The 18,072-nt window shown below is 60.7% G+C and carries 15 protein-coding genes; 3 read left to right on the top strand and 12 right to left on the bottom strand.

Features of this window, described 5'->3' with window-relative positions:
- Nucleotides 1-15: 15 nt before the first annotated feature.
- Nucleotides 16-1,392 (bottom strand): L-serine ammonia-lyase, encoded by a 1,377-nt coding sequence (locus PspTeo4_RS07110; RefSeq protein ID WP_322363000.1) that lies wholly within the window; start codon nt 1,390-1,392, stop codon nt 16-18.
- A 146-nt stretch (nt 1,393-1,538) separates the two neighbouring features.
- Here PspTeo4_RS07110 and PspTeo4_RS07105 point away from each other — a divergent pair, with 146 nt between their 5' ends.
- Nucleotides 1,539-2,483, top strand: coding sequence for a LysR substrate-binding domain-containing protein (locus PspTeo4_RS07105; protein WP_322362999.1), 945 nt, complete (start codon nt 1,539-1,541; stop codon nt 2,481-2,483).
- A 426-nt stretch (nt 2,484-2,909) separates the two neighbouring features.
- Here the strand turns inward: PspTeo4_RS07105 and PspTeo4_RS07100 are convergent, their stop codons facing one another.
- From PspTeo4_RS07100 to PspTeo4_RS07050, 11 genes are all read right to left on the bottom strand, one after another.
- Complete coding sequence (locus PspTeo4_RS07100) at nt 2,910-4,328, bottom strand: undecaprenyl-phosphate glucose phosphotransferase (protein ID WP_322362998.1); 1,419 nt, start codon at nt 4,326-4,328, stop codon at nt 2,910-2,912.
- Nucleotides 4,329-4,530: 202 nt separating this feature from the next.
- Nucleotides 4,531-5,271, bottom strand: coding sequence for a WecB/TagA/CpsF family glycosyltransferase (locus tag PspTeo4_RS07095; protein ID WP_322362997.1), 741 nt, complete (start codon nt 5,269-5,271; stop codon nt 4,531-4,533).
- Nucleotides 5,271-6,458, bottom strand: coding sequence for a glycosyltransferase family 2 protein (locus PspTeo4_RS07090; RefSeq protein ID WP_322362996.1), 1,188 nt, complete (start codon nt 6,456-6,458; stop codon nt 5,271-5,273). Before PspTeo4_RS07090 ends, PspTeo4_RS07095 begins: the two co-directional genes overlap by 1 nt.
- Complete coding sequence (locus tag PspTeo4_RS07085) at nt 6,455-7,657, bottom strand: glycosyltransferase family 4 protein (RefSeq protein ID WP_322362995.1); 1,203 nt, start codon at nt 7,655-7,657, stop codon at nt 6,455-6,457. Before PspTeo4_RS07085 ends, PspTeo4_RS07090 begins: the two co-directional genes overlap by 4 nt.
- Nucleotides 7,658-7,718: 61 nt before the next feature.
- On the bottom strand, nt 7,719-8,723 hold the full coding sequence (locus PspTeo4_RS07080) for a DUF535 family protein (protein ID WP_322362994.1): 1,005 nt from the start codon (nt 8,721-8,723) through the stop codon (nt 7,719-7,721).
- Between the two features lie 7 nt (nt 8,724-8,730).
- A complete protein-coding gene (locus PspTeo4_RS07075) occupies nt 8,731-9,705 on the bottom strand; it encodes a glycosyltransferase family A protein (protein WP_322362993.1) in 975 nt (324 codons plus the stop codon).
- A gap of 63 nt (nt 9,706-9,768) precedes the next feature.
- Nucleotides 9,769-10,293 carry a serine acetyltransferase gene (locus PspTeo4_RS07070; protein ID WP_322362992.1) on the bottom strand — a complete coding sequence of 175 codons (525 nt, stop codon included), beginning with the start codon at nt 10,291-10,293 and terminating at the stop codon, nt 9,769-9,771.
- An 8-nt stretch (nt 10,294-10,301) separates the two neighbouring features.
- Complete coding sequence (locus tag PspTeo4_RS07065; RefSeq protein ID WP_322362991.1) at nt 10,302-11,258, bottom strand: glycosyltransferase family 2 protein; 957 nt, start codon at nt 11,256-11,258, stop codon at nt 10,302-10,304.
- Complete coding sequence (locus PspTeo4_RS07060) at nt 11,251-11,868, bottom strand: acyltransferase (RefSeq protein ID WP_322362990.1); 618 nt, start codon at nt 11,866-11,868, stop codon at nt 11,251-11,253. Before PspTeo4_RS07060 ends, PspTeo4_RS07065 begins: the two co-directional genes overlap by 8 nt.
- Nucleotides 11,869-12,011: 143 nt before the next feature.
- Nucleotides 12,012-13,478 carry a GMC family oxidoreductase gene (locus PspTeo4_RS07055; RefSeq protein WP_322362989.1) on the bottom strand — a complete coding sequence of 489 codons (1,467 nt, stop codon included), beginning with the start codon at nt 13,476-13,478 and terminating at the stop codon, nt 12,012-12,014.
- Nucleotides 13,475-13,675: a twin-arginine translocation signal domain-containing protein gene (locus PspTeo4_RS07050; protein ID WP_322362988.1), complete on the bottom strand. Its 201-nt coding sequence runs from the start codon at nt 13,673-13,675 to the stop codon at nt 13,475-13,477. The genes PspTeo4_RS07055 and PspTeo4_RS07050 overlap by 4 nt, the downstream gene beginning before the upstream one ends.
- Nucleotides 13,676-13,912: 237 nt before the next feature.
- Between PspTeo4_RS07050 and PspTeo4_RS07045 the strand changes: the two genes are divergently transcribed.
- Together PspTeo4_RS07045 and PspTeo4_RS07040 are read left to right on the top strand one after the other, a co-directional pair.
- Nucleotides 13,913-15,439, top strand: coding sequence for an O-antigen ligase family protein (locus tag PspTeo4_RS07045; RefSeq protein ID WP_322362987.1), 1,527 nt, complete (start codon nt 13,913-13,915; stop codon nt 15,437-15,439).
- A gap of 5 nt (nt 15,440-15,444) precedes the next feature.
- Nucleotides 15,445-18,042 carry a cellulase family glycosylhydrolase gene (locus PspTeo4_RS07040; RefSeq protein ID WP_322362986.1) on the top strand — a complete coding sequence of 866 codons (2,598 nt, stop codon included), beginning with the start codon at nt 15,445-15,447 and terminating at the stop codon, nt 18,040-18,042.
- Nucleotides 18,043-18,072 lie beyond the last annotated feature (30 nt).

The raw sequence follows: 18,072 nt of genomic DNA, 5'->3' as shown, positions 1-18,072 counted from the left end.
GCCGGCGAAAACCTCTCAACACTCGACGAACGCGACCGCCAAGCCACCGCGCGAAGTTTCCTTGTAGTTGGCATGCATGTCGGCGCCGGTGTCACGCATGGTGCGGATCACCCGGTCGAGCGAGATGAAGTGCTCGCCATCGCCACGCAGAGCCATCTGCACGGCATTGATCGCCTTGACGGCAGCAATCGCGTTGCGCTCGATGCAAGGCACCTGGACCAATCCGCCGACTGGGTCGCAGGTCAGACCCAGATTGTGCTCCAGGGCAATCTCGGCAGCGTTCTCCAGCTGCGGCGGTGTGGCGCCAAGCACCTCGGCAAGGCCGGCAGCAGCCATCGAGCACGCCGAGCCCACCTCCCCCTGACAGCCAACCTCGGCCCCCGAGATCGACGCGTTCTTCTTGCACAGGATGCCAACTGCGGCTGCAGCCAGCAGAAACGCCACTACGTCATCGTCGCAGGCTTCGGCGTTGAACTTCATGTAGTAGTGCAGCACTGCTGGGATGATCCCCGCCGCACCGTTGGTGGGTGCGGTGACCATGCGCCCGCCCGCGGCATTCTCTTCGTTTACCGCCAGGGCAAACAGGTTCACCCACTCCATGGCACTCAAGGTCGAGCCAATGACGTTGGGCTTGCCCAGCTCCTGCAAACTGCGGTGCAGGCGTGCGGCGCGGCGCTTCACTTTCAACCCACCGGGCAGGATCCCTTCATTGCGCAGGCCGTTGTCGACACACTCACGCATGGCCGACCAGATACCCAACAGGCCCTGGCGCACGTCCTCCTCGGAACGCCAGGCGCGCTCGTTGGCCATCATCAACTGGCTGACACTCAGGCCATGGGCCTTGCACAAGGCCAGCAGCTGTTCGGCACTGGAGAACTCGTAGGGCAAGGTCACGCCATCGGCGCTGTCTTGCGGTGCATCGATCTCGCCCTGTTCAACGATGAAGCCGCCGCCAATCGAATAGTAGGTCTGACTGAACAACAGACCTTGTTCACCCTGCGCTTCCAGGGTCATGGCATTGGGGTGATAGGGCAGACTCTCGTCCAGCAACAGCATGTCGCGAGTGTATTGGAACACCAGCGGGTAGCTGCCATCGAGCATCAGGCATTGCTCCTGCATCAACTGCCCGATACGCGGCTCGATCGTAGCCGGGTCGATACGGTCCGGCCATTGGCCCATCAGGCCAAGCAGGCACGCACGGTCGGTGGCATGGCCCACGCCCGTAGCCGACAGCGAACCGTAAAGGCGCACTTCCACCCTTCGAACCTGCGTCAGCAGGCCTTGCTCACGCAGGGCCTGGGCAAAGGTTGCCGCCGCCCGCATCGGGCCTACGGTGTGGGAGCTGGACGGGCCGATGCCGATTTTGAATAGGTCGAAAACACTGATAGCCATGCTAATGCCTGACCGTGCCGGCTTGACGCGCCGATGCACGGACCTCCGGAAAAATTGAACGTTGATACGATGTTGCGCGATACTGCCGCGCATACCTTCGGATGACCAACGAAACTTTCTAAGCAAGGCTTTAGCGAAACTAAACGATGCGACGACAACTCAATGGCCAGATGTTTGTCTGGCTGCACGTATTTTCCTGTGCAGCCCGACACCTGTCATTCACCCGCTGCGCCCAGGAGCTGCATATCACCCCTGGTGCCGTCAGCCAGCAGATGCGCCAGCTTGAAGAGCGCCTCGGCTACCAGTTGTTCCTGCGCCGAGCACGGGGGGTGGAACTGAGCGCCGAGGGGCAGCGTCTGGCCCAGACCGTGGCCGAAGCTTATGGCAGCATCGAGGCCGAGTTGCTGCGCCTGGACGCAGGGGAGATTCGTGGCACCTTGCGCGTGCGCTCGATTCCTTCGTTCCTGGCCAAGTGGCTGACCCCTCGCCTGCCGCGCTTCCAGCAGCGCTACCCGGATATCGAACTGCGCCTGGTGGCCGAGGACAGCGCCCAGGCCTTGAATCCGGACGACTTCGACCTGGCCATCGACCTGAACGACGGCAGCTACCCTGGCATGCTGTCGACGCCCTTGCTGGACGAGCAGATATTCCCGGTCTGCTCACCCGCGCTGCTGCGAGGGCGCCCACCGCTGCACGGGCCGGCGGACCTGGTGCACTACCCGCTGCTGCACGACATCACCGCCTGGCGCGGCAGTTCGGAATATGCCGAGTGGGAGTTCTATCTGGACGGCATCGGTGCTGGCGGACTGGATGTGCGCCGCGGCCATACATTCAACCGCAACCACCTGACCATCGAAGCGGCAATTGCTGGCATTGGGGTGGCCATCGCGAGGCGAACCCTGCTCAACGATGAACTGGAACGCGGTGCGCTGATCGTGCCGTTCGGTGTGCCGATCGCCAACCACAAGCGCTATGTGCTGCATTACCCACCGGGAGGTCTCAGCCAGCCTGGGGCACGGGCGGTGCATGACTGGCTTGTGGAGGAAGCCCAAGGGTTCCGTACGCTCCACCCTCTGCATGTACAGGATTGAGGAATTTTCTTCGCTATACCTGGTAAATATGCCAGTAGTCAGCTTTCTGGGCTTCAGATCCAATACCTCAGGTTACCTGACCAAAGGCCAATCTGATGGGCAAACGCAAAACCTTGGGCCCCTTCGCTCTCGCGCTAGTTGTTTACTTGTCGGCGAGCGGGGGGCCGCTTGCAAGCGACAACGATGGCGAGCAGGCGGCGTTTCAGTCGCCACCGATCACCAGTGCCACAATTGATTTAGCGTATCAACTCCGAGAGCCTTTTCCCGACCACTTCTTGCGTTACGCAGAATGCGCCCCGCATCGTTCCGCTGCCGGCTCTCAGGCAGGTCACGGCAAGCCAGCGGGCCGCCCCTGGTTCTGGCCCGTGACAATCCGCAACAACTGCCTTGCCAGCAACCGTGGCACCCTCGTGCCCGGCCAACTCTTCAGTAGGCATGCTTCCCTGTAAAGGCATTCAGCGTTCGCACCAGAATCACGAAGTCCAGCCACAACGACCAGTTGTTGATGTACTCGATGTCAGAGTCCACACGCTGGATCATCTGCTCGATGTCTTTGGTTTCCCCCCGGAACCCACGCACCTGCGCCAAACCGGTCATGCCCGGCTTGATGTTGTGGCGCGCGAAGTAATCGACGATGTCCTGGGAATACAGCGAATCGTGTTGCAGGGCATGCGGACGCGGCCCTACCAATGACATCTCGCCCGTCAGCACATTGAACAGTTGGGGCAATTCATCGAGGCTCGTGCGGCGAATGAACGCCCCCACTCGGGTCAGGCGCGGGTCGTTCTTCTGCGCCTGCTTGACCACGCCACTTTCCGGCTGGTGGACATGCATGCTCCTGAACTTCCAGATGCGGAACGACTCGCCGGTCCAGCCCGTGCGCTCCTGGCGGAAGAATACAGGCCCAGGGCTGTCGAGCTTGATGGCTGCGGCAACCGCCAGCAATACCGGGGATGCGCACAGCAGGATCAATGCTGCCAGAACCCTGTCCTCGAGGTTCTTCAAGAACAGGCTCATCCCCGTCAACGGTGTTTCAGACAACGTCAAAACCGGAATTCCGGCAATTTCACGCACACTGTGGTTGATCAGGCGCAGCGAGAAGATATCCGGCACCCAGTTGACGGCGATGCACTTGTCGAGCAATTTCAGATACACCTCGCTGATGACTTCCGACCCGCCCAGCGACGTGACCAGGTAAACCGTACGCACACCATGACGCGTCACGATTTCATCCAACTGGCTAATATGCCCGAGCACCGGTAAGCGCTGTTTGCTGTCGACGCCGTCCTTGCCGTTGTCCTGCTCCGTTTCCATCAGCACACAGCCCACCACTCGTTCGCCAAGCCAGGGGTTGTTGCTGATCTTCTGATGGAGGAAGTTGGCCAGCTCCCCTGTGCCGATGATCAGGGCATTGTCCAGCCCATGAGTCATGAAGCGCTTCTGCACTTCGCACACGGCAATGTGCAGGAACAACTGGGCGAAGTAACCAATGATGAACAGCTTGCCCACCAGCAAGCGCGAGTAGGTTTCGCTCTGCTTGGTCAGGAACGCCATGACCACGAGGAAGCAGAACGTGACCGACCAGGCTTTGAACAGCCTGAAGGCCTTGATGGTGAGCTTGGCATTGCTGCGGTAGATGGCGTAGTGGTCGTAGACCACGGCCAATGCACCGATCAGCAGGAGCAACATGATGACGTAGTCGGACGTGATGAAGCCGAACTGGATGTAGATCAGGTACCAGGCGATACCGGTCACGGCTATCCCGTCGAGGCCAGCCTGAATGGCGTTGCTGACGCTGCTTCTGCGCTGGAGTAAGGAACGACTGCTTCTGGGTTCGAAAACCATTCTCCGACCTCATCTATGTGAGCGTAGCAAACGTCTTTCCATCAATTTCAATGTGCGCAACAGCCGCTTTCAGTACCCGAAAGCCCAACGCCCAATGAAAGCCCCCACCGCACGCCCGCCAACGAGGCGGTTTCATTCAACTGTAGCAGCGCAGTGCCACCTGCGTGCTCGCATTGCCCCCCTGCCCTCGCTTTTGTCGGGTTCACACGCCCCGCCGGGTGAGCAACAAGGTGCGCAGCAAAAACATTGGGTTGCCCAGCACGTAGCGGACGAACAGACGCTTGGGTTCCCTGAGCAAGCGAAACGCCCATTCGCCGCCCAGGCGGCGTACCCACCGCGGTGCCCGTGTGACCTTGCCACCCAGAAAGTCCAGGATGGCCCCGCCGCACACGATCAGACAAGGCGCTGCGCCATCGGCCAGGCGTGCGGCAAGCGCCTCCTGCTTGGGCATGCCCATGCCCAATACGATCAGCTCCGGGCTCAGTTCGCGCGCTAGCGCAAGGTAAGTGTCGACGTCGGCAAAACCGTGGTGAACCGAAACAGGCTCAACACCGTACACCGCCGTACAATGTGTCACTGCCTGGCCCAGGAAGGGTTCCTCGGTACCCCAGAACGCTACACGCCTTCCCTTGAACGCCTGCAGCAATTTGGGGATGAAGTCGGTACCGTTCATGTTCAGGCCTGGGTCCAGACCCAACTGGCGGTAGAGAATCGACATGCCCGCGCCGTCACGCAACAGCACGTCCGCCCCCGACAACGCAGCGCAGTACTGCGCGTTACCCACGACCAGATTCATCGCATGTGCGTTGACGAAGCCCAGTACGGTGGGGGCCTGAGGCACCACCAGCGCTGCCAGTACCTGTTGTTCGTCGGCCGGATCGCGAACTACCCGAAGCTTCCCCAAAATGGTGCTCCAGCGCTGTTGCCAGGTCTGCTTGCCCATCAGCTGTCATCCCTCTTCGAGCGCACCCAGTCGACCTGGCGCTTGATCAGAAACCCCAGGTACAACGGGATCTTTCTGGCTGCATAGAATGGCGCGTAAAGCAGCACGGAGAACGAGATCAGTTCCCGCGAAAAACGCCACCAGGCGAGCAACACCGCCACCACCAGCAGTACCATCGCGACGCTGGCGATCACCGCCGGCCCCCAGATACCTGACAGCAGACCGGCCAGCCAGGAGACGACGAACAACGCAGCCCAGACAAGCGTCAACAAGGCTAGCGGCGGGACCATCAAGTCCAGGGCCATGGCCAGTAGCGCACCGTTGCGTTGCCTGAACGCAGCCGCCACCCGCTTGGGGGCGTCCGCCAGTAATACCCCCAGATGTCCGTGCTCCCAACGGGTTCGCTGGGTACTCAAGCCTTCCTGACTGCTCGGAAACACGCTGGTGACCAACGCATCGGCACAGAATACAGGCGGTTTGCCCCGCTGGCAGAAATCCAGCCCCAGCTTCAAGTCTTCGACCAGGTGCCCGTTGGCGAGGTCGACCAGGGACAGATCATGCCAGGGTAGCGCCATTCCGGCCCCCATGAGCTGGCAAGGCAGCCCCAGTCGGGTCCAGCCCCGAGGACGCACCAGGTTCTTCACCCGCCAGGCAAATTCAGCGACCTGCACCTTCAACCCCGCCCCCGCCGGCGCACGCATCAGGTAAAGCGCCTGCACCGGACGACCGAGCGTAGCGCAGCTTCCAGCCAGGCGGTCGATGGCACCCTCGGCCACCTGGCAATCAGCGTCGATGATGATCAGCACCTGCGGTGCATCGCCCTGCAGATGGCGCACGCCAAAGTCCAACGCATACCCTTTGCCGCGCAACTGCCCATGTTGGCGCTCGACCACCTCCGCGCCAGCGGAACGCGCCAGGGCCGCCGTATCATCGGTGCAGTTGTCCGCCACTACCAGCAGCCGATCGCCCTCAAGCAATTGCGGGCGAATGCTGGCCAGCGTAGCGCGGATCACCGGCGATTCGTTGTGTGCCGGCACCAGCACCGCCACGCGCGGGCGCGCTCCGCAAGACCGGGGCAACGCACACGCTGGCAAGCAAGCCGACAGCACCTGTGCAAACAGCACCACCACCGGCAGCATCAGCAGCAGTGCAATCGCGCCCAACAACCATGCCAGCAAGGTACTCATGCGCAGGCCCTGAAGTAACGCGCCAGCTTGGCCGCCTCGGTGTCGATATCATGGCGCTGTAACACTCGGTCATACGCTGCTTCACCCATACGCTGCATCACTTCGGCAGGTTGCGCCAGGCAATCGGCCATGGCGGCCGCCAATTCGTCCACGGCGCCTGCCGGGAACAACCAGCCATTCTCACCCTGGCGGACCAACTCGGGGATGCCCGCCACATAGGTGGTCAATACCGGTCTGCGCAACGCCATTGCCTCCATGATCACCACCGGCAACCCCTCGGCGAAACTGGGCAATACCAACGCACGAGCAGCAAGGATTTCTTCACGTACCTGCGCACTGCTGATCCAGCCGGTGATACGCACCTGCCCCTGCAATCCATGGCGGGCAATGAAGGCTTCGATTTGCGGGCGCATTTCACCATCACCGGCCAACACCACCTCAAAGGGTACCGAGCGCTCCGCCAGTAGCCTTGCCGCCTCCAACAACAGCAGTTGCCCCTTTTGTTCACACAGGCGCCCGACACATACCAGCCGTGGCACTGAAGGCGCACTGACCGTCGCCACCTCGTGGAACGAACGCTCCAGGCCGCAATGCACCACTTTCACCTTCGCCCAGTGCTCATGCGCCACCCAGCGATACAGCTGGCTGCGGCCATAGGAACTCACCGCCGCGACAAACGCGGCACGGCGGACCTTTTCACCCACATGCAGAAACTGCGGTTTGTCGAACTCTTCCGGCCCGTGCACGGTAAAGCTGTAGGCCGGCCCACCCAGGGCGTTGGCCAGCATCACTACCTCGGTGGAGTTGGTGCCGAAGTGCGCGTGCACGTGCTCGGCGCCAAACGCTTGCAGCCACTGCACCACGCGGCAGGCCTCGGCCAGGTAGACCAAATGGTACGGCCAGGGCCGGTCTGCACGTCGCCCATGACGTAGCGCCAGCCCCAGGGCCGACATGAAACGCCGGGGTTGGGCACGCAGCACCTGCAACATCGGCGCGAGCAAGCCCTTGAGACCGTCCTTGAGCACATACAGGGTCTTGTCGCGCTCTGACAGGTCCTCGGCATCCTGAAGCTCCGCGTCCCACCCCCGTAGAGCGATGCGTTGAATCTCCATGCCCTGGCGCTCCAGAGCCAGGATTTCCCGTCGAATGAAACTGTGGCTGACTTTCGGATACTGATTGATGAAATAAGCAATGCGCATAGGAACCCAAATCGATACCCGCGTGATGAATGACCAGGCTTGCTCAGTCGCTCCAGCCCTTTCAATCCAGACTGTTGGCCACTGGCCTGTCCCCCGATGTCGTCAAGTTGTGCAGCGTTTCCTGTCCCTGTTGTTTTGGTTTTGGTCCAGGTGTTGGGTGAGCGGGGAACATGCCTTCGATGTGGGCGAACACGTCGTCCAGCATGGCGTGGCGCCTGCGGTACATCGCCCGTTTTTTCGGGGCGATGTCGTCTGCCGAGCGTCTTGCTGCTTCCAGGGGAAGGCTGAAGAAGTCCTGGCGTTCCGAAGGTGATGCGCCGTTCTCCAGCCAGATGGTGTCGTAGTTGGCTGCCAGGTCATCGGCCTTCTCGGCACCGAAATAGCGATGGCGATGGTGCCGGTACTGGTCACCAACCGCGTAGATGCGGGCGGCACCGATGGTCCTGGCCAGGCACTTGATGATTTCGATCAGAAAGCTTCGCGGGCGTAGTCCTTCGAAATCCTTGGTCAGGTCCCTGTAGATGCTCAACGACCGTTCGCTGTCGATGCCTTTGTGAATCCCCTGTACGGCGCCGATCAATACAAAGGTTTCATCCTCGGTGCCGCCCAGGCTGAACGCCAGCGATGCCACGCGCAGGTCACCCTGAAACAGATTGAGCACCAGTTCCCCTTCGCGCCTGAACCAGATCGGCCGATCCAGCACCAGCGTGCACTGGCTGGAGTAACCCGACAGGTCGCACAGCACCTGATGCTCTTCACGCCCGAGCAGCAACAGGCGTGGGAATCGGTCAGCGACCACTTCATAGTGAGACGCCACCGCATCCAGTCGCTGCGGCGCTTCCCAGGTCTTGCTGATGTAGGGCCACTGCACCACGCCGATACTGTCAAAACCCAGCGCCTTGAAGCCCTTGGGCCCTAGTGCAGCGGACATGCGCGCCATGAAGGCTTTGAGGTCTGCCCTCTGCTTGACGATCAGAACCCCCAGCTTGAGTTTGTTGTTCAGTGCCCGTAGCGAGTAACCGGGCTGCAGTGTGAGCACGCTTTTCACTATCGACTGATATGTCATGGGTTTCTCACTTGTACTCGATCAACGCCGCCTTGCCGGCGCCGAACCTGTTCAATAGAAACTTCGCCTGCCCCACCATCTCCGGAAACTTTCCAAGCACAAGAAACACCGCCTGCAGCCAGTTCTCACGTCGCGACCGGCCACCACGGCGTGCCAGGCGCAATGTCTGCAGTGGGTAGATCAACAGTGGCAACAGCCCGACGCTACCCAGCAACAGGCTGGCAAGCACGCAAGTCAGCGGCAGTCCCAACCCCCAGAACCAGGCCCGCCGCGACTCCTGTCGCCAATGCCGCTCGGGCGTTTCACCGTGCAGGTACGCCCCCTGCGCAAAGGCATAGCCCGCCCGCATGCTGCGCCGCCACCATTGGCTGAAGCGGGTCATGGCGGCGTCGTGCAGGGTCATTTCAGCGTCAAGTCGCCAGACCTTCCAGCCGCCCGCACGCAAACGCACGCACATCTCAGGCTCTTCTCCGGCGATCAGGTCGGCCAGGAACCCGGACACCGCCAGGAACGCTTCGGCGCGTATCAGCGCGTCACCGCCGCAGGCCTTGGTTTCCCCAACGGGCGTGTCCCATTCCAGGTCGCACAACAGGTTGTAGATCGAATGCCGCGGGTAACGCTCGCGGCGCCGGCCACACACCACCGCCACTTCCGGGTGCGTCTGTAGAAACGCCTGGGCCTGCTCGAGCCAGCCGGCGACCACTTCACAATCGCCGTCCACGAACTGCACGAAACGCAGCGCTGGCAACACCCCGTGCAGACGGGCAAAACCCTCGTTGCGCGCACGCGCCGCAGTGAACGGGATGGTCATGTCCAGCTCTACCACCTCGACGCCATGGGCCAAGGCACGCTGCACGGAACCGTCGGTGGATCCCGAGTCGACATACACCACCTTGTCCGCGCGGCCGACCACGGAGGCCAGGCAGCGCTCCAGGCGCAGCCCTTCGTTACGACCGATTACCACGACTCCGATGCCTGTCACCCTGGGCCTCACTCATCTGCCTTGAACGGAACACGCCCTGCACTCGCGGGCCTCTCGGCTACCTCAGGAACACGCTTTGGCTTCGACGGGCTTTCTCGCCTTGATGGTCGCCGGTACGCCCACGGCCGAACAGTTGTCCGGCACGTCGGTCAGCACCACGGCATTGGCGCCGATGAGCACGTTGTTACCGATGCGGATATTGCCCAGCACCTTGGCTCCGGTGCCGATATCGACGTTGTTGCCGAACACTGGGGCAATGGGTTCTTCGACATTTTTCAAGCCCACCACTACCCCGTTGCGGATCCGGCAGTCATCACCGAAGCGGGCGTAGCCGCTGATGACGATGCCGCCAAAATGATCGATGACGAAGTTACGGCCGATCACCACTTCGCAGGGCAGTTCGATACCAGTGAGGATCTGCACCAGTTTGAACAGCACCTTGTACACGATCGAGCAGAGCTTACGCAGAATGGCCGGGCGCACTCCGTAGCGCCAACGGCCAAATCGATAGACCAGCAAAGCCCAGAAACCCTGGGCGCCCCAGTCCCCTCCGTGCGCCCGCAGGTCGGCGCGAATGTTCTCGAACATGGCTTCACCTACCGTGTGGGTTGGCTTGCGAACCGGGTTGCGAACAACAGCGACCAGGTGGCTCGGGTATGCAGCCAGCACGCCTTGATGGCTGCCCAGCCACGCCCCTTCAACAACGCCTTCAGTGCCAGCACAGCATCGCCCAGGCTTACCAGCAGCATGTGCAGGATCAACCCCGTGACGCCGTGGTGCTTACGAAAGTACAAGAGTTCGCTTTCGATCTGGTAGGTTGAGATCTGCCGGCTGGCCGCCTCCAGTTCGGCAACCGACTTTGAGCTTTCACCACCGATGTGCACGACGGTGGTGTGCGGGTAGTAAACCACTTTCCAGCCTGCCTCCTTGACCCGCTTGCAGTGGTCCACCTCTTCGTAATAAAGGAAGTAGCGCGGGTCGAACAACCCGACCTGGTCGAGCACCTCACGTCGCACCAGGTAGAAGCAACCTGGCAACCAGTCGCACTCGCGCACCGTGCCATGGTCCCAGCTCATTTCGTCGACCATCTTCAGGCCCGGGAAAAACCGGTCCAACCCAGTGCGGGACACAAAGATGTTCAATGGGGTCGGGAAATAACGGCAGCAAGGCTGCAGGTCGCCGTCACGCCCCACCAGGCGCACGCCTAGCACACCGCACTCGGGGTGGGTTTCCATGTACTCGAGGGTCTTGTCCAGGGTATCGCTGGCCACGAACGCGTCGGTGTTGAGCAGTAACGCGTACTTGCCCTGCAAGTGTTCGAGCAACTGATTGTTGGCGCGCCCGAAGCCAACGTTCTTTGTGTTGCTCAGCAGCAACGCCTCCGGGCACACCTGAGCCATGCGCTCCACCGAATTGTCGACCGAGGCGTTGTCCACCACCAGGTAACTTGCCAGCTGCTCGCCCCTGGCCTTGCGCAAGGCATCGAACATCGGTTGCAGCAACGATGCCGTATTGAAGTTCACCACCATCACATCGACGGGCTTGCTATCCATTGCTGCCGTCTCCGAAGAAATACTCACGCCGCATGGCGGCCAGCTTGGGCTCCATGACCGGATCGTAACCACTGCTACGTTGTTTGATCAGGTCAGCCCAAGGGTAGGTCGCACAACGCGCCTCGACCCGCTGAATCAGCTCTTCGGTCGTGCACAGGACTTTCGCCGGGTTCCCCCCCACCACCGTACCCGGCGGCACGTCCTTGGTGACCACGGCACCCGCTGCGACAATCGAATCGGGCCCGATGGTGACCCGTGGCATCACGATCACACCATGGCCTATGAAACAGTTGTCGCGAATATCGATGAAGCCCACCGAGTCCAGCTGTTTGCCATAGCAGACATTGATAAGGACCGCGACACCGTCATGCCCAAGCAGCGTACAGTCCGACAACCCCACGTTGGTACCCAATCGCACAAGCACCGGGTCGGTCACATTGCAACCGACGTTCACATGCAGATTACCCCCCACCGAGTGGAAGTTGCCCCAACGCGTCAGGTATTCCCCCCAATCCTTCGCAGTGGGGTGGCAAAGCTTCTTGTAGAGTTTGCCGCCACGTCCTGTTGAAAGTGCGTAATGCTTCAAAGCGCTGCGTATCCATCCGATCATTTGCTGGCCTCGCACGTAATGCGATCATGGACTGTCCCTGAGGCGACTTCGGTCTCGTTGTTGTTGGTACTGACCGCCTCGCACTCAACCCGTTATCAACCGCGCTGTAGTTGCCGTGTCAAACCTGCCGCTCACTCCTTTCTTCAAACCAGCGTACGGCCCGCCGTACGCATCTTGTCATTGAGGTGGTCCACCAGCCTCAGGGCGAACTGCAACAGAGGCATGGTCGGGTTCGAAGCGCCGCCGGTGGCGAAGATACTGCTTCCCGCCATATACAGGTTTTCGGTGTCGAACACCTTGCAGTCGCTATCCACGACACCGAACTGCGCCGATGCAGCCATGCGTGTAGTGCCCATGTGATGGGCGTGTGGCCCCATTTTCAGGGGCACGGAGGTGTCATAGACGTATTCGTTGAGTTTGATAAAGCCCAGTTGCGCTTCGGCGAACTGCTTGGCCAACTCGCTACCGATGCACTTGATGGTGTGCCGGTCTTCAGGGCTCACCACCCAATTGACATTGACCTTGGCAACACCCAGCGCGTCCTTTTCATCCAATAGCGAAATACGGCTCTGAACATTGGGGAATTGCTCGATCATCGTCCCGATGACGCCGTCACCTGGGCAACTGAACTTTGAGATCCACTGGACCTTGTCGGCGATCCCCCAATCGCACGTGAGGGTTTCAAGAAAACTCTTCACTTCGGCGGTGCGGCCATAAGCCTGCACCTCATCGACCACCGTGGCTGAAACGTTGCCTTTACCGGCGCGATACTCCGCGACAAAGGCGTCGGTGGTGTAATACTGACGACCTTTGGTGTTGAGCCCACTCTTCAATATGAAGGTGCCGAGGTCGACATTCAGGTGTTCCATGAAGCAACGCCCGACCAAGCCTTCCTTGTTGGCGATACCCGCCTCCTGCAGCGACTTGCTGTTAAGCAATTGCCTGGCGTTTTCGATAGCACCCGTGGCCAACACGTAATTTTTAGCCACCAGCCGCTCGCGGTGAAGATCGTAGTCGGACACCACTGCTGCCGTCACACTGCCCGACGCACTGTCGAACTCCAGATCGACACAGTTGCAATTGATGAACACGTCCAGACCGTCGGTCTCTTCCAGCTCCGTTGCATACTTCTGGGCAAAACGAGTCGGCGGGCTGAGCAAAAATGCATCCGCATCGAAATCCCCACCCCCCAGGCTCGCATTCAGCGGGTGAAAATCTTCGCCTTTAGGCAGGTCGACGATGTCCATGGCTGCGGGCAGATAGCGCTCCACCTCCGCATAGGGAATGGGCCATCCAGGCAGGTCACCAGGTGGTGCTACAGCGAAGTCGGAGGGGGTAAACGGTCGGCAACGGCCCGCCCAGTGATTGGAAGTGCCGCCCAGAAAGCGCAAGCGCGTTTCCGCCGGGTACAACTCAAGGCCCGTGGATGTACAGGTGTAGAGCGAGTGCGAGCGCTCCGAGTGTTCCCGCCCACCGCCCTCGATCAGCGCCACATGCCAGCCGGCTTTCGCCAGACGCAAGCCCAGGGTGATGCCGGCCGGGCCTGCGCCGACAATGCAGAAATCATAGGCTTTACGCAGTTCTTTTTGCGTCTGATAGTCCTTGATCATGCTTGCCCGTCCCGAAAGTACTGAGATGGCAACACCCATCCATTGATAACGACAAATTCAGTTTCAGGCTTGACCACGGGCTTGTGCGCAACCCGCGACGAAACGCCGAACAGTGCGCCCCCAACACCCAACAGGACGCAACCACGCAAAAATCCCCTGCGGCCCCACAGTGGCCCACAAAACGTAAGCTTGCCCATGATCCCCGGACCTTATGCCAAGTGTTATCGAAGGCATCCCAGCCGTTGAATGCGCGAATCCTGCCTCGGTGCCCGTTTCTATGCCGGGCCCTGACCGGTTTACCGCAGGTTCGCCAATGCCAGCGGAACAATCACCAGCATGGCTCAAATCTCCAACCGATAGCGCTACAGTTCACTATAGTTTCAATCAGCCATGATGCTAGCCGACCTCCACCAAGGGATAGGTGCCCATAGCCAATGCCTGAACATCTCCGTGCCTTGATCGTCATTCTGTTTCTGGCGTGCGTGGTTTTCACGCTTGCGCGCCGGCCTGCGACAGACCTTATCCCCGACCGGGACTTCAAACGCCGCCGTAACTTGTGGTTCGGCCTGACGTTGCTGGCGTTTTTCTCCCATAATTTCTGGCTATACCTCCTGGCGGGCGCGGTGATTCTGAGTATTGCCCAGCGGCGCGAACGCAACCCGATGGCATTGTTCTTCATGCTGCTGTTTCTGATTCCGCCGGTTGAGGTGCCCGTTCCTGGGTTTGGCGTGGTCAATTTCCTGGTTGACCTCTCCCACGTGCGCCTACTCACCCTCTGCGTACTGCTGCCAGCGGCATGGGCACTGAGCAAGCAAAGCGATACCCAGGCTTTCGGCCGCAATTGGCCCGACAAGCTGCTGGCCGCCAGCATGGTGCTGATGTGCGCGCTGACGCTGCGCGAGACTACCGTGACCGACACGTTGCGCCAGACATTCAATTTGTACGTGGACATGTTCCTGCCCTACTACGTCGCCAGCCGCACGTTGAGGGACCTTGAGGACTTCAAGGATGCGCTGCTGGCCTTCGTACTGGCCTCGTTCCTGTTGGCGATCATCGGCGTGGCCGAGTACGCGCGGCATTGGTTGCTGTACAACGCACTGTCCGGCGCCATGGGCGTACCGTGGAGTTCGGGCAACTACCTGAGCCGCGGCGGCTCGCTACGTGCCAGCGCCACCACCGGGCAGGCCATCGCACTGGGCTACGTGATCAGCGTGGCGATCGGCTTGTTCTTGTTCGTGCAAGCCTATGTACGCAAACCCATCCACCGCTACCTGGGCGCCCTGCTCCTGGCCGCGGGCCTGTTTGCCCCCCTGTCGCGCGGGCCCTGGATCGGTGCCGGGGTGATCATCGCAGCCTTCATCGCCACCGGCAGGGGCGCGGTCCGGCGCTTCATCCTGCTCGGCCTTGCCGGCGTGCTGTGCGTGCCACTGCTCAGCGTGGTACCGGGCGGGGAAAAGGTGCTCAATCTGCTGCCATTCATCGGCAACATCGAAACCGAGAACATCACCTACCGCCAGCGACTGATCGACAACTCGTTGATCGTCATTCAACGCAACCCCTGGTTTGGCTCGTTCGATTTTCGCAGCACCCCCGAGATGCAGTCGATGATCCAGGGCCAAGGCATCATCGACATCGTGAACACCTACCTCAGCCTGGCGCTGCGCCTGGGCCTGGTCGGGCTTTCACTGTTCGTCGCGTTCTTCGCGGTCATCCTGGTGGGTATCCGCAAGTCTTTGCGCGCGTTCCCCGACAAGGACGATGAACAACGCTTGCTCGGGCGATCGCTGCTGGCCACGTTGGTGGGGATCCTGGTGATCATCTTCACCGTCAGCAGCATCACGGTGATTCCGGTGGTGTACTGGTCCGTGGGCGGGCTGGGTGTGGCCTATATCCAGATGGTACGCAGGCTTCGCCGAGAGCAGGCCACCGAATTGGCGAATACCCGCCTCCAACCCAGGTAAGGTCCATGACACAACGCGTATTGCAGCCCTTCATACGGGCGACGGCACTCATTGGCTTGGTGCTGCTGCCGGCGGCATCCTGGGCATCGGATTGGGTGGTCAGTATCGAAGAGCGCAATGGCCTGCCCACCATCATCCGTGGCGGCAGCCCGGCGATGATCGCCAAGTTCAGTTTCTTCGCCCAGAAGTGGGCCTGGACGGGCTATTACCCGACCTTCAAAATCAATGCCCCTCAGCAGTACACCCTCGCGGGCGAAAACCAGGACCTGAACTTCAAGCTGAGCGCCGACATTCGCAAGGACACCACGCAATCTCTGACCTGGACGTTCGACCTGCAGACCCTGAGCAAGCAGAACAATGTCATGGGTGGCGGCATGGTGTTCAATTTCGACTCATCGCTGTTCACCGGTGAAATGGGCGCACCGCAACTGCTTGCCGGCAATCGTGGCTGGGCCTGGGGCAAAGAAGGTACGCGCCGGGTCGAGATGCGCTTCGAGCCGCCACTGGCCAAGGTGTACTTGGAGCGAGGCAACGCCGACGAAGTGCGCGCTTTCTTCTATGACGACCAGATCACCCCAGGCCGCCAACAGATCAAGGCGACACTCAGCGTCACAGGCGATGTCGAGATCGGTCAGACGCAATCCGAACGCTTTGGCCTGGTCGACCCCAAACGCTGGCCGCAAGACCAGCTGGACTGGAAAACATCGCCAGTCGACCTGTCATTTCTCAATGCGCCAGAAAAACCCGCAGGCAAACGCGGCTTCGTCAAGGCCGACGGCGAGCGCCTGATGTTTGCCGACAAAACGCCCGTGCGCTTCTGGGGCACCAACCTCTCGGCCTCCGCCCTGTTCGACACATCGGACCAGGACATCAAGCTGCAGGCCAAGCGCCTCTCGGCACTGGGCTTCAACCTCGTGCGCCTGCACCACCACGACTCGCTCTGGGTGCTCCCCAACATCTTCGGCGATGGCAGGGAGATCAAGGACACCCAACAGCTCAATGCCGAGTCACTGAGAAAGATTGACCTGTGGATCAAAAGCCTGAAGGACGAAGGCATCTACGTCTGGCTCGACCTGCATGTGCAGCGCTCGTTCATGTCCAGCGACGGCATCTACGGCTTCGACGAGTTGCCCAAGCAATACGGGCGAGCGGAGATCAAAGGCTACGCCTATGTCAACGTGACCATCCAGCAGCGGATGAAGCAGTTCGCCGAACAGTACCTTACCCATGTCAATCGCTACACCCAACTGGCCTACAAGGACGACCCCGCCATCGCTGCGGTGCTGATCACCAACGAGAATGACATCACCCACCACTACGGCAACGCGCTGTTGCCAGACAAAGATGTACCCAAACACAGCAAACTCTACATGGACGAGGCCAAGGCTTTCGCCCGTCGCCACGATTTGCCTGAGAACGCCACCTGGCGCTCCTGGGAGCATGGGCCTGCCAAACTGTTTCTCAACGACCTGGAACAGCGCTTCGACGCCGACATGATCGAGCACTTGCGCAAGATTGGCGTGAAGGTGCCCATCGCCACCACCAGCACTTGGGGCGGCAATGGTTTGAGCTCGCTGCCGGCACTGACCACAGGCGATGTGATAGACGTCCACGGCTACGGTGGCCTCGGGCAACTGGAGAAAAACCCGCTGATCAGCGACGGGCTGGTGAACTGGCTCGCAGCAGGCCAGGTGGTGGGCATGCCACTGACGGTCACCGAGTGGAACAACGAACCCTTCCCGCTGCCCGATCGGCACTCGCTGCCCTTGTATGTCGCAGGCACTGCCAGCCATCAGGGCTGGGATGCACTGATGCAATACGCCTACAGCCAGGAAGGGTTCTCAGACCGCAGGCAATCGGCTGGAAACTGGCATGCCTACACCGACCCCGGCTTGATCGCCACCCTCCCCGCGGCGGCCTTGCTCTATCGGCGCGGCGATGTCCGCCCGGCGCAGACACGTTACGTCTTCGCCCCTTCAACCGACACCTTGTTCAACCGCTCGATCACACCCAGCAGTTCCGTGCTGCTGCGTACCGCCATGGAAAAAGGCATGCTGCAGATCGCCATGCCGCAGACGCCGCAGTTGCCATGGCTCAAACCCAGCGTCATACCACCCGATGCCCAGGTGCTGCGCGACCCTGACCAGTCGCTGCTCGACGTCAATGCCACCGAGGCCACGACGGACACCGGCGAAATCCGCCGTAACTGGCAGCAAGGCGTCTATACCATCGACACGCCCATGACCCAGGCCGCAAGTGGCTGGCTTGGGGAGCGCTCGATCAGCCTGGCGAATATCCAGCTGCAGCTGAAAACCCCTTATGCCAGTGTGGTCGTGCAAAGCCTGGACGGGCAACCGCTCGATAAGTCGCGCAGCCTTCTGGTTTCATTGGGTTCAAGGGCCGTTCCCAAGGATGAAGACAAGACGCCGTTCTATGTCGAACCCCTCGAAGGCACACTGCGAATCAAGGCGCCGAAAGGCCTGAAGGCCTTCGGCCGCAGCGCTACCGGGGATGAAAAATCGCTCCCGGCCACCTACGAAAACGGCCGCTACACCCTCACCTTCGATGGCCGCAACATGACCAACTGGCTGTTCTTGAAATAGCCCATTTGGCCTTCTACGCTCTGATAAGAC

Source organism: Pseudomonas sp. Teo4 (assembly GCF_034387475.1).
Classification (GTDB): domain Bacteria; phylum Pseudomonadota; class Gammaproteobacteria; order Pseudomonadales; family Pseudomonadaceae; genus Aquipseudomonas.
Note: the sequence above shows the minus strand (reverse complement) of the source record. Positions and strands in the feature narration are given on the sequence as shown.

Bases quoted from the DNA above. Each gene is read 5' to 3' on its own strand.
- PspTeo4_RS07110 (WP_322363000.1), bottom strand. From the start codon at position 1,392: ATGGCTATCAGTGTTTTCGACCTATTCAAAATCGGCATCGGCCCGTCC.
- PspTeo4_RS07105 (WP_322362999.1), top strand. From the start codon at position 1,539: ATGCGACGACAACTCAATGGCCAGATGTTTGTCTGGCTGCACGTATTT.
- PspTeo4_RS07100 (WP_322362998.1), bottom strand. From the start codon at position 4,328: ATGGTTTTCGAACCCAGAAGCAGTCGTTCCTTACTCCAGCGCAGAAGC.
- PspTeo4_RS07095 (WP_322362997.1), bottom strand. From the start codon at position 5,271: ATGGGCAAGCAGACCTGGCAACAGCGCTGGAGCACCATTTTGGGGAAG.
- PspTeo4_RS07090 (WP_322362996.1), bottom strand. From the start codon at position 6,458: ATGAGTACCTTGCTGGCATGGTTGTTGGGCGCGATTGCACTGCTGCTG.
- PspTeo4_RS07085 (WP_322362995.1), bottom strand. From the start codon at position 7,657: ATGCGCATTGCTTATTTCATCAATCAGTATCCGAAAGTCAGCCACAGT.
- PspTeo4_RS07080 (WP_322362994.1), bottom strand. From the start codon at position 8,723: ATGACATATCAGTCGATAGTGAAAAGCGTGCTCACACTGCAGCCCGGT.
- PspTeo4_RS07070 (WP_322362992.1), bottom strand. From the start codon at position 10,293: ATGTTCGAGAACATTCGCGCCGACCTGCGGGCGCACGGAGGGGACTGG.
- PspTeo4_RS07065 (WP_322362991.1), bottom strand. From the start codon at position 11,258: ATGGATAGCAAGCCCGTCGATGTGATGGTGGTGAACTTCAATACGGCA.
- PspTeo4_RS07060 (WP_322362990.1), bottom strand. From the start codon at position 11,868: ATGATCGGATGGATACGCAGCGCTTTGAAGCATTACGCACTTTCAACA.
- PspTeo4_RS07055 (WP_322362989.1), bottom strand. From the start codon at position 13,478: ATGATCAAGGACTATCAGACGCAAAAAGAACTGCGTAAAGCCTATGAT.
- PspTeo4_RS07050 (WP_322362988.1), bottom strand. From the start codon at position 13,675: ATGGGCAAGCTTACGTTTTGTGGGCCACTGTGGGGCCGCAGGGGATTT.
- PspTeo4_RS07045 (WP_322362987.1), top strand. From the start codon at position 13,913: ATGCCTGAACATCTCCGTGCCTTGATCGTCATTCTGTTTCTGGCGTGC.
- PspTeo4_RS07040 (WP_322362986.1), top strand. From the start codon at position 15,445: ATGACACAACGCGTATTGCAGCCCTTCATACGGGCGACGGCACTCATT.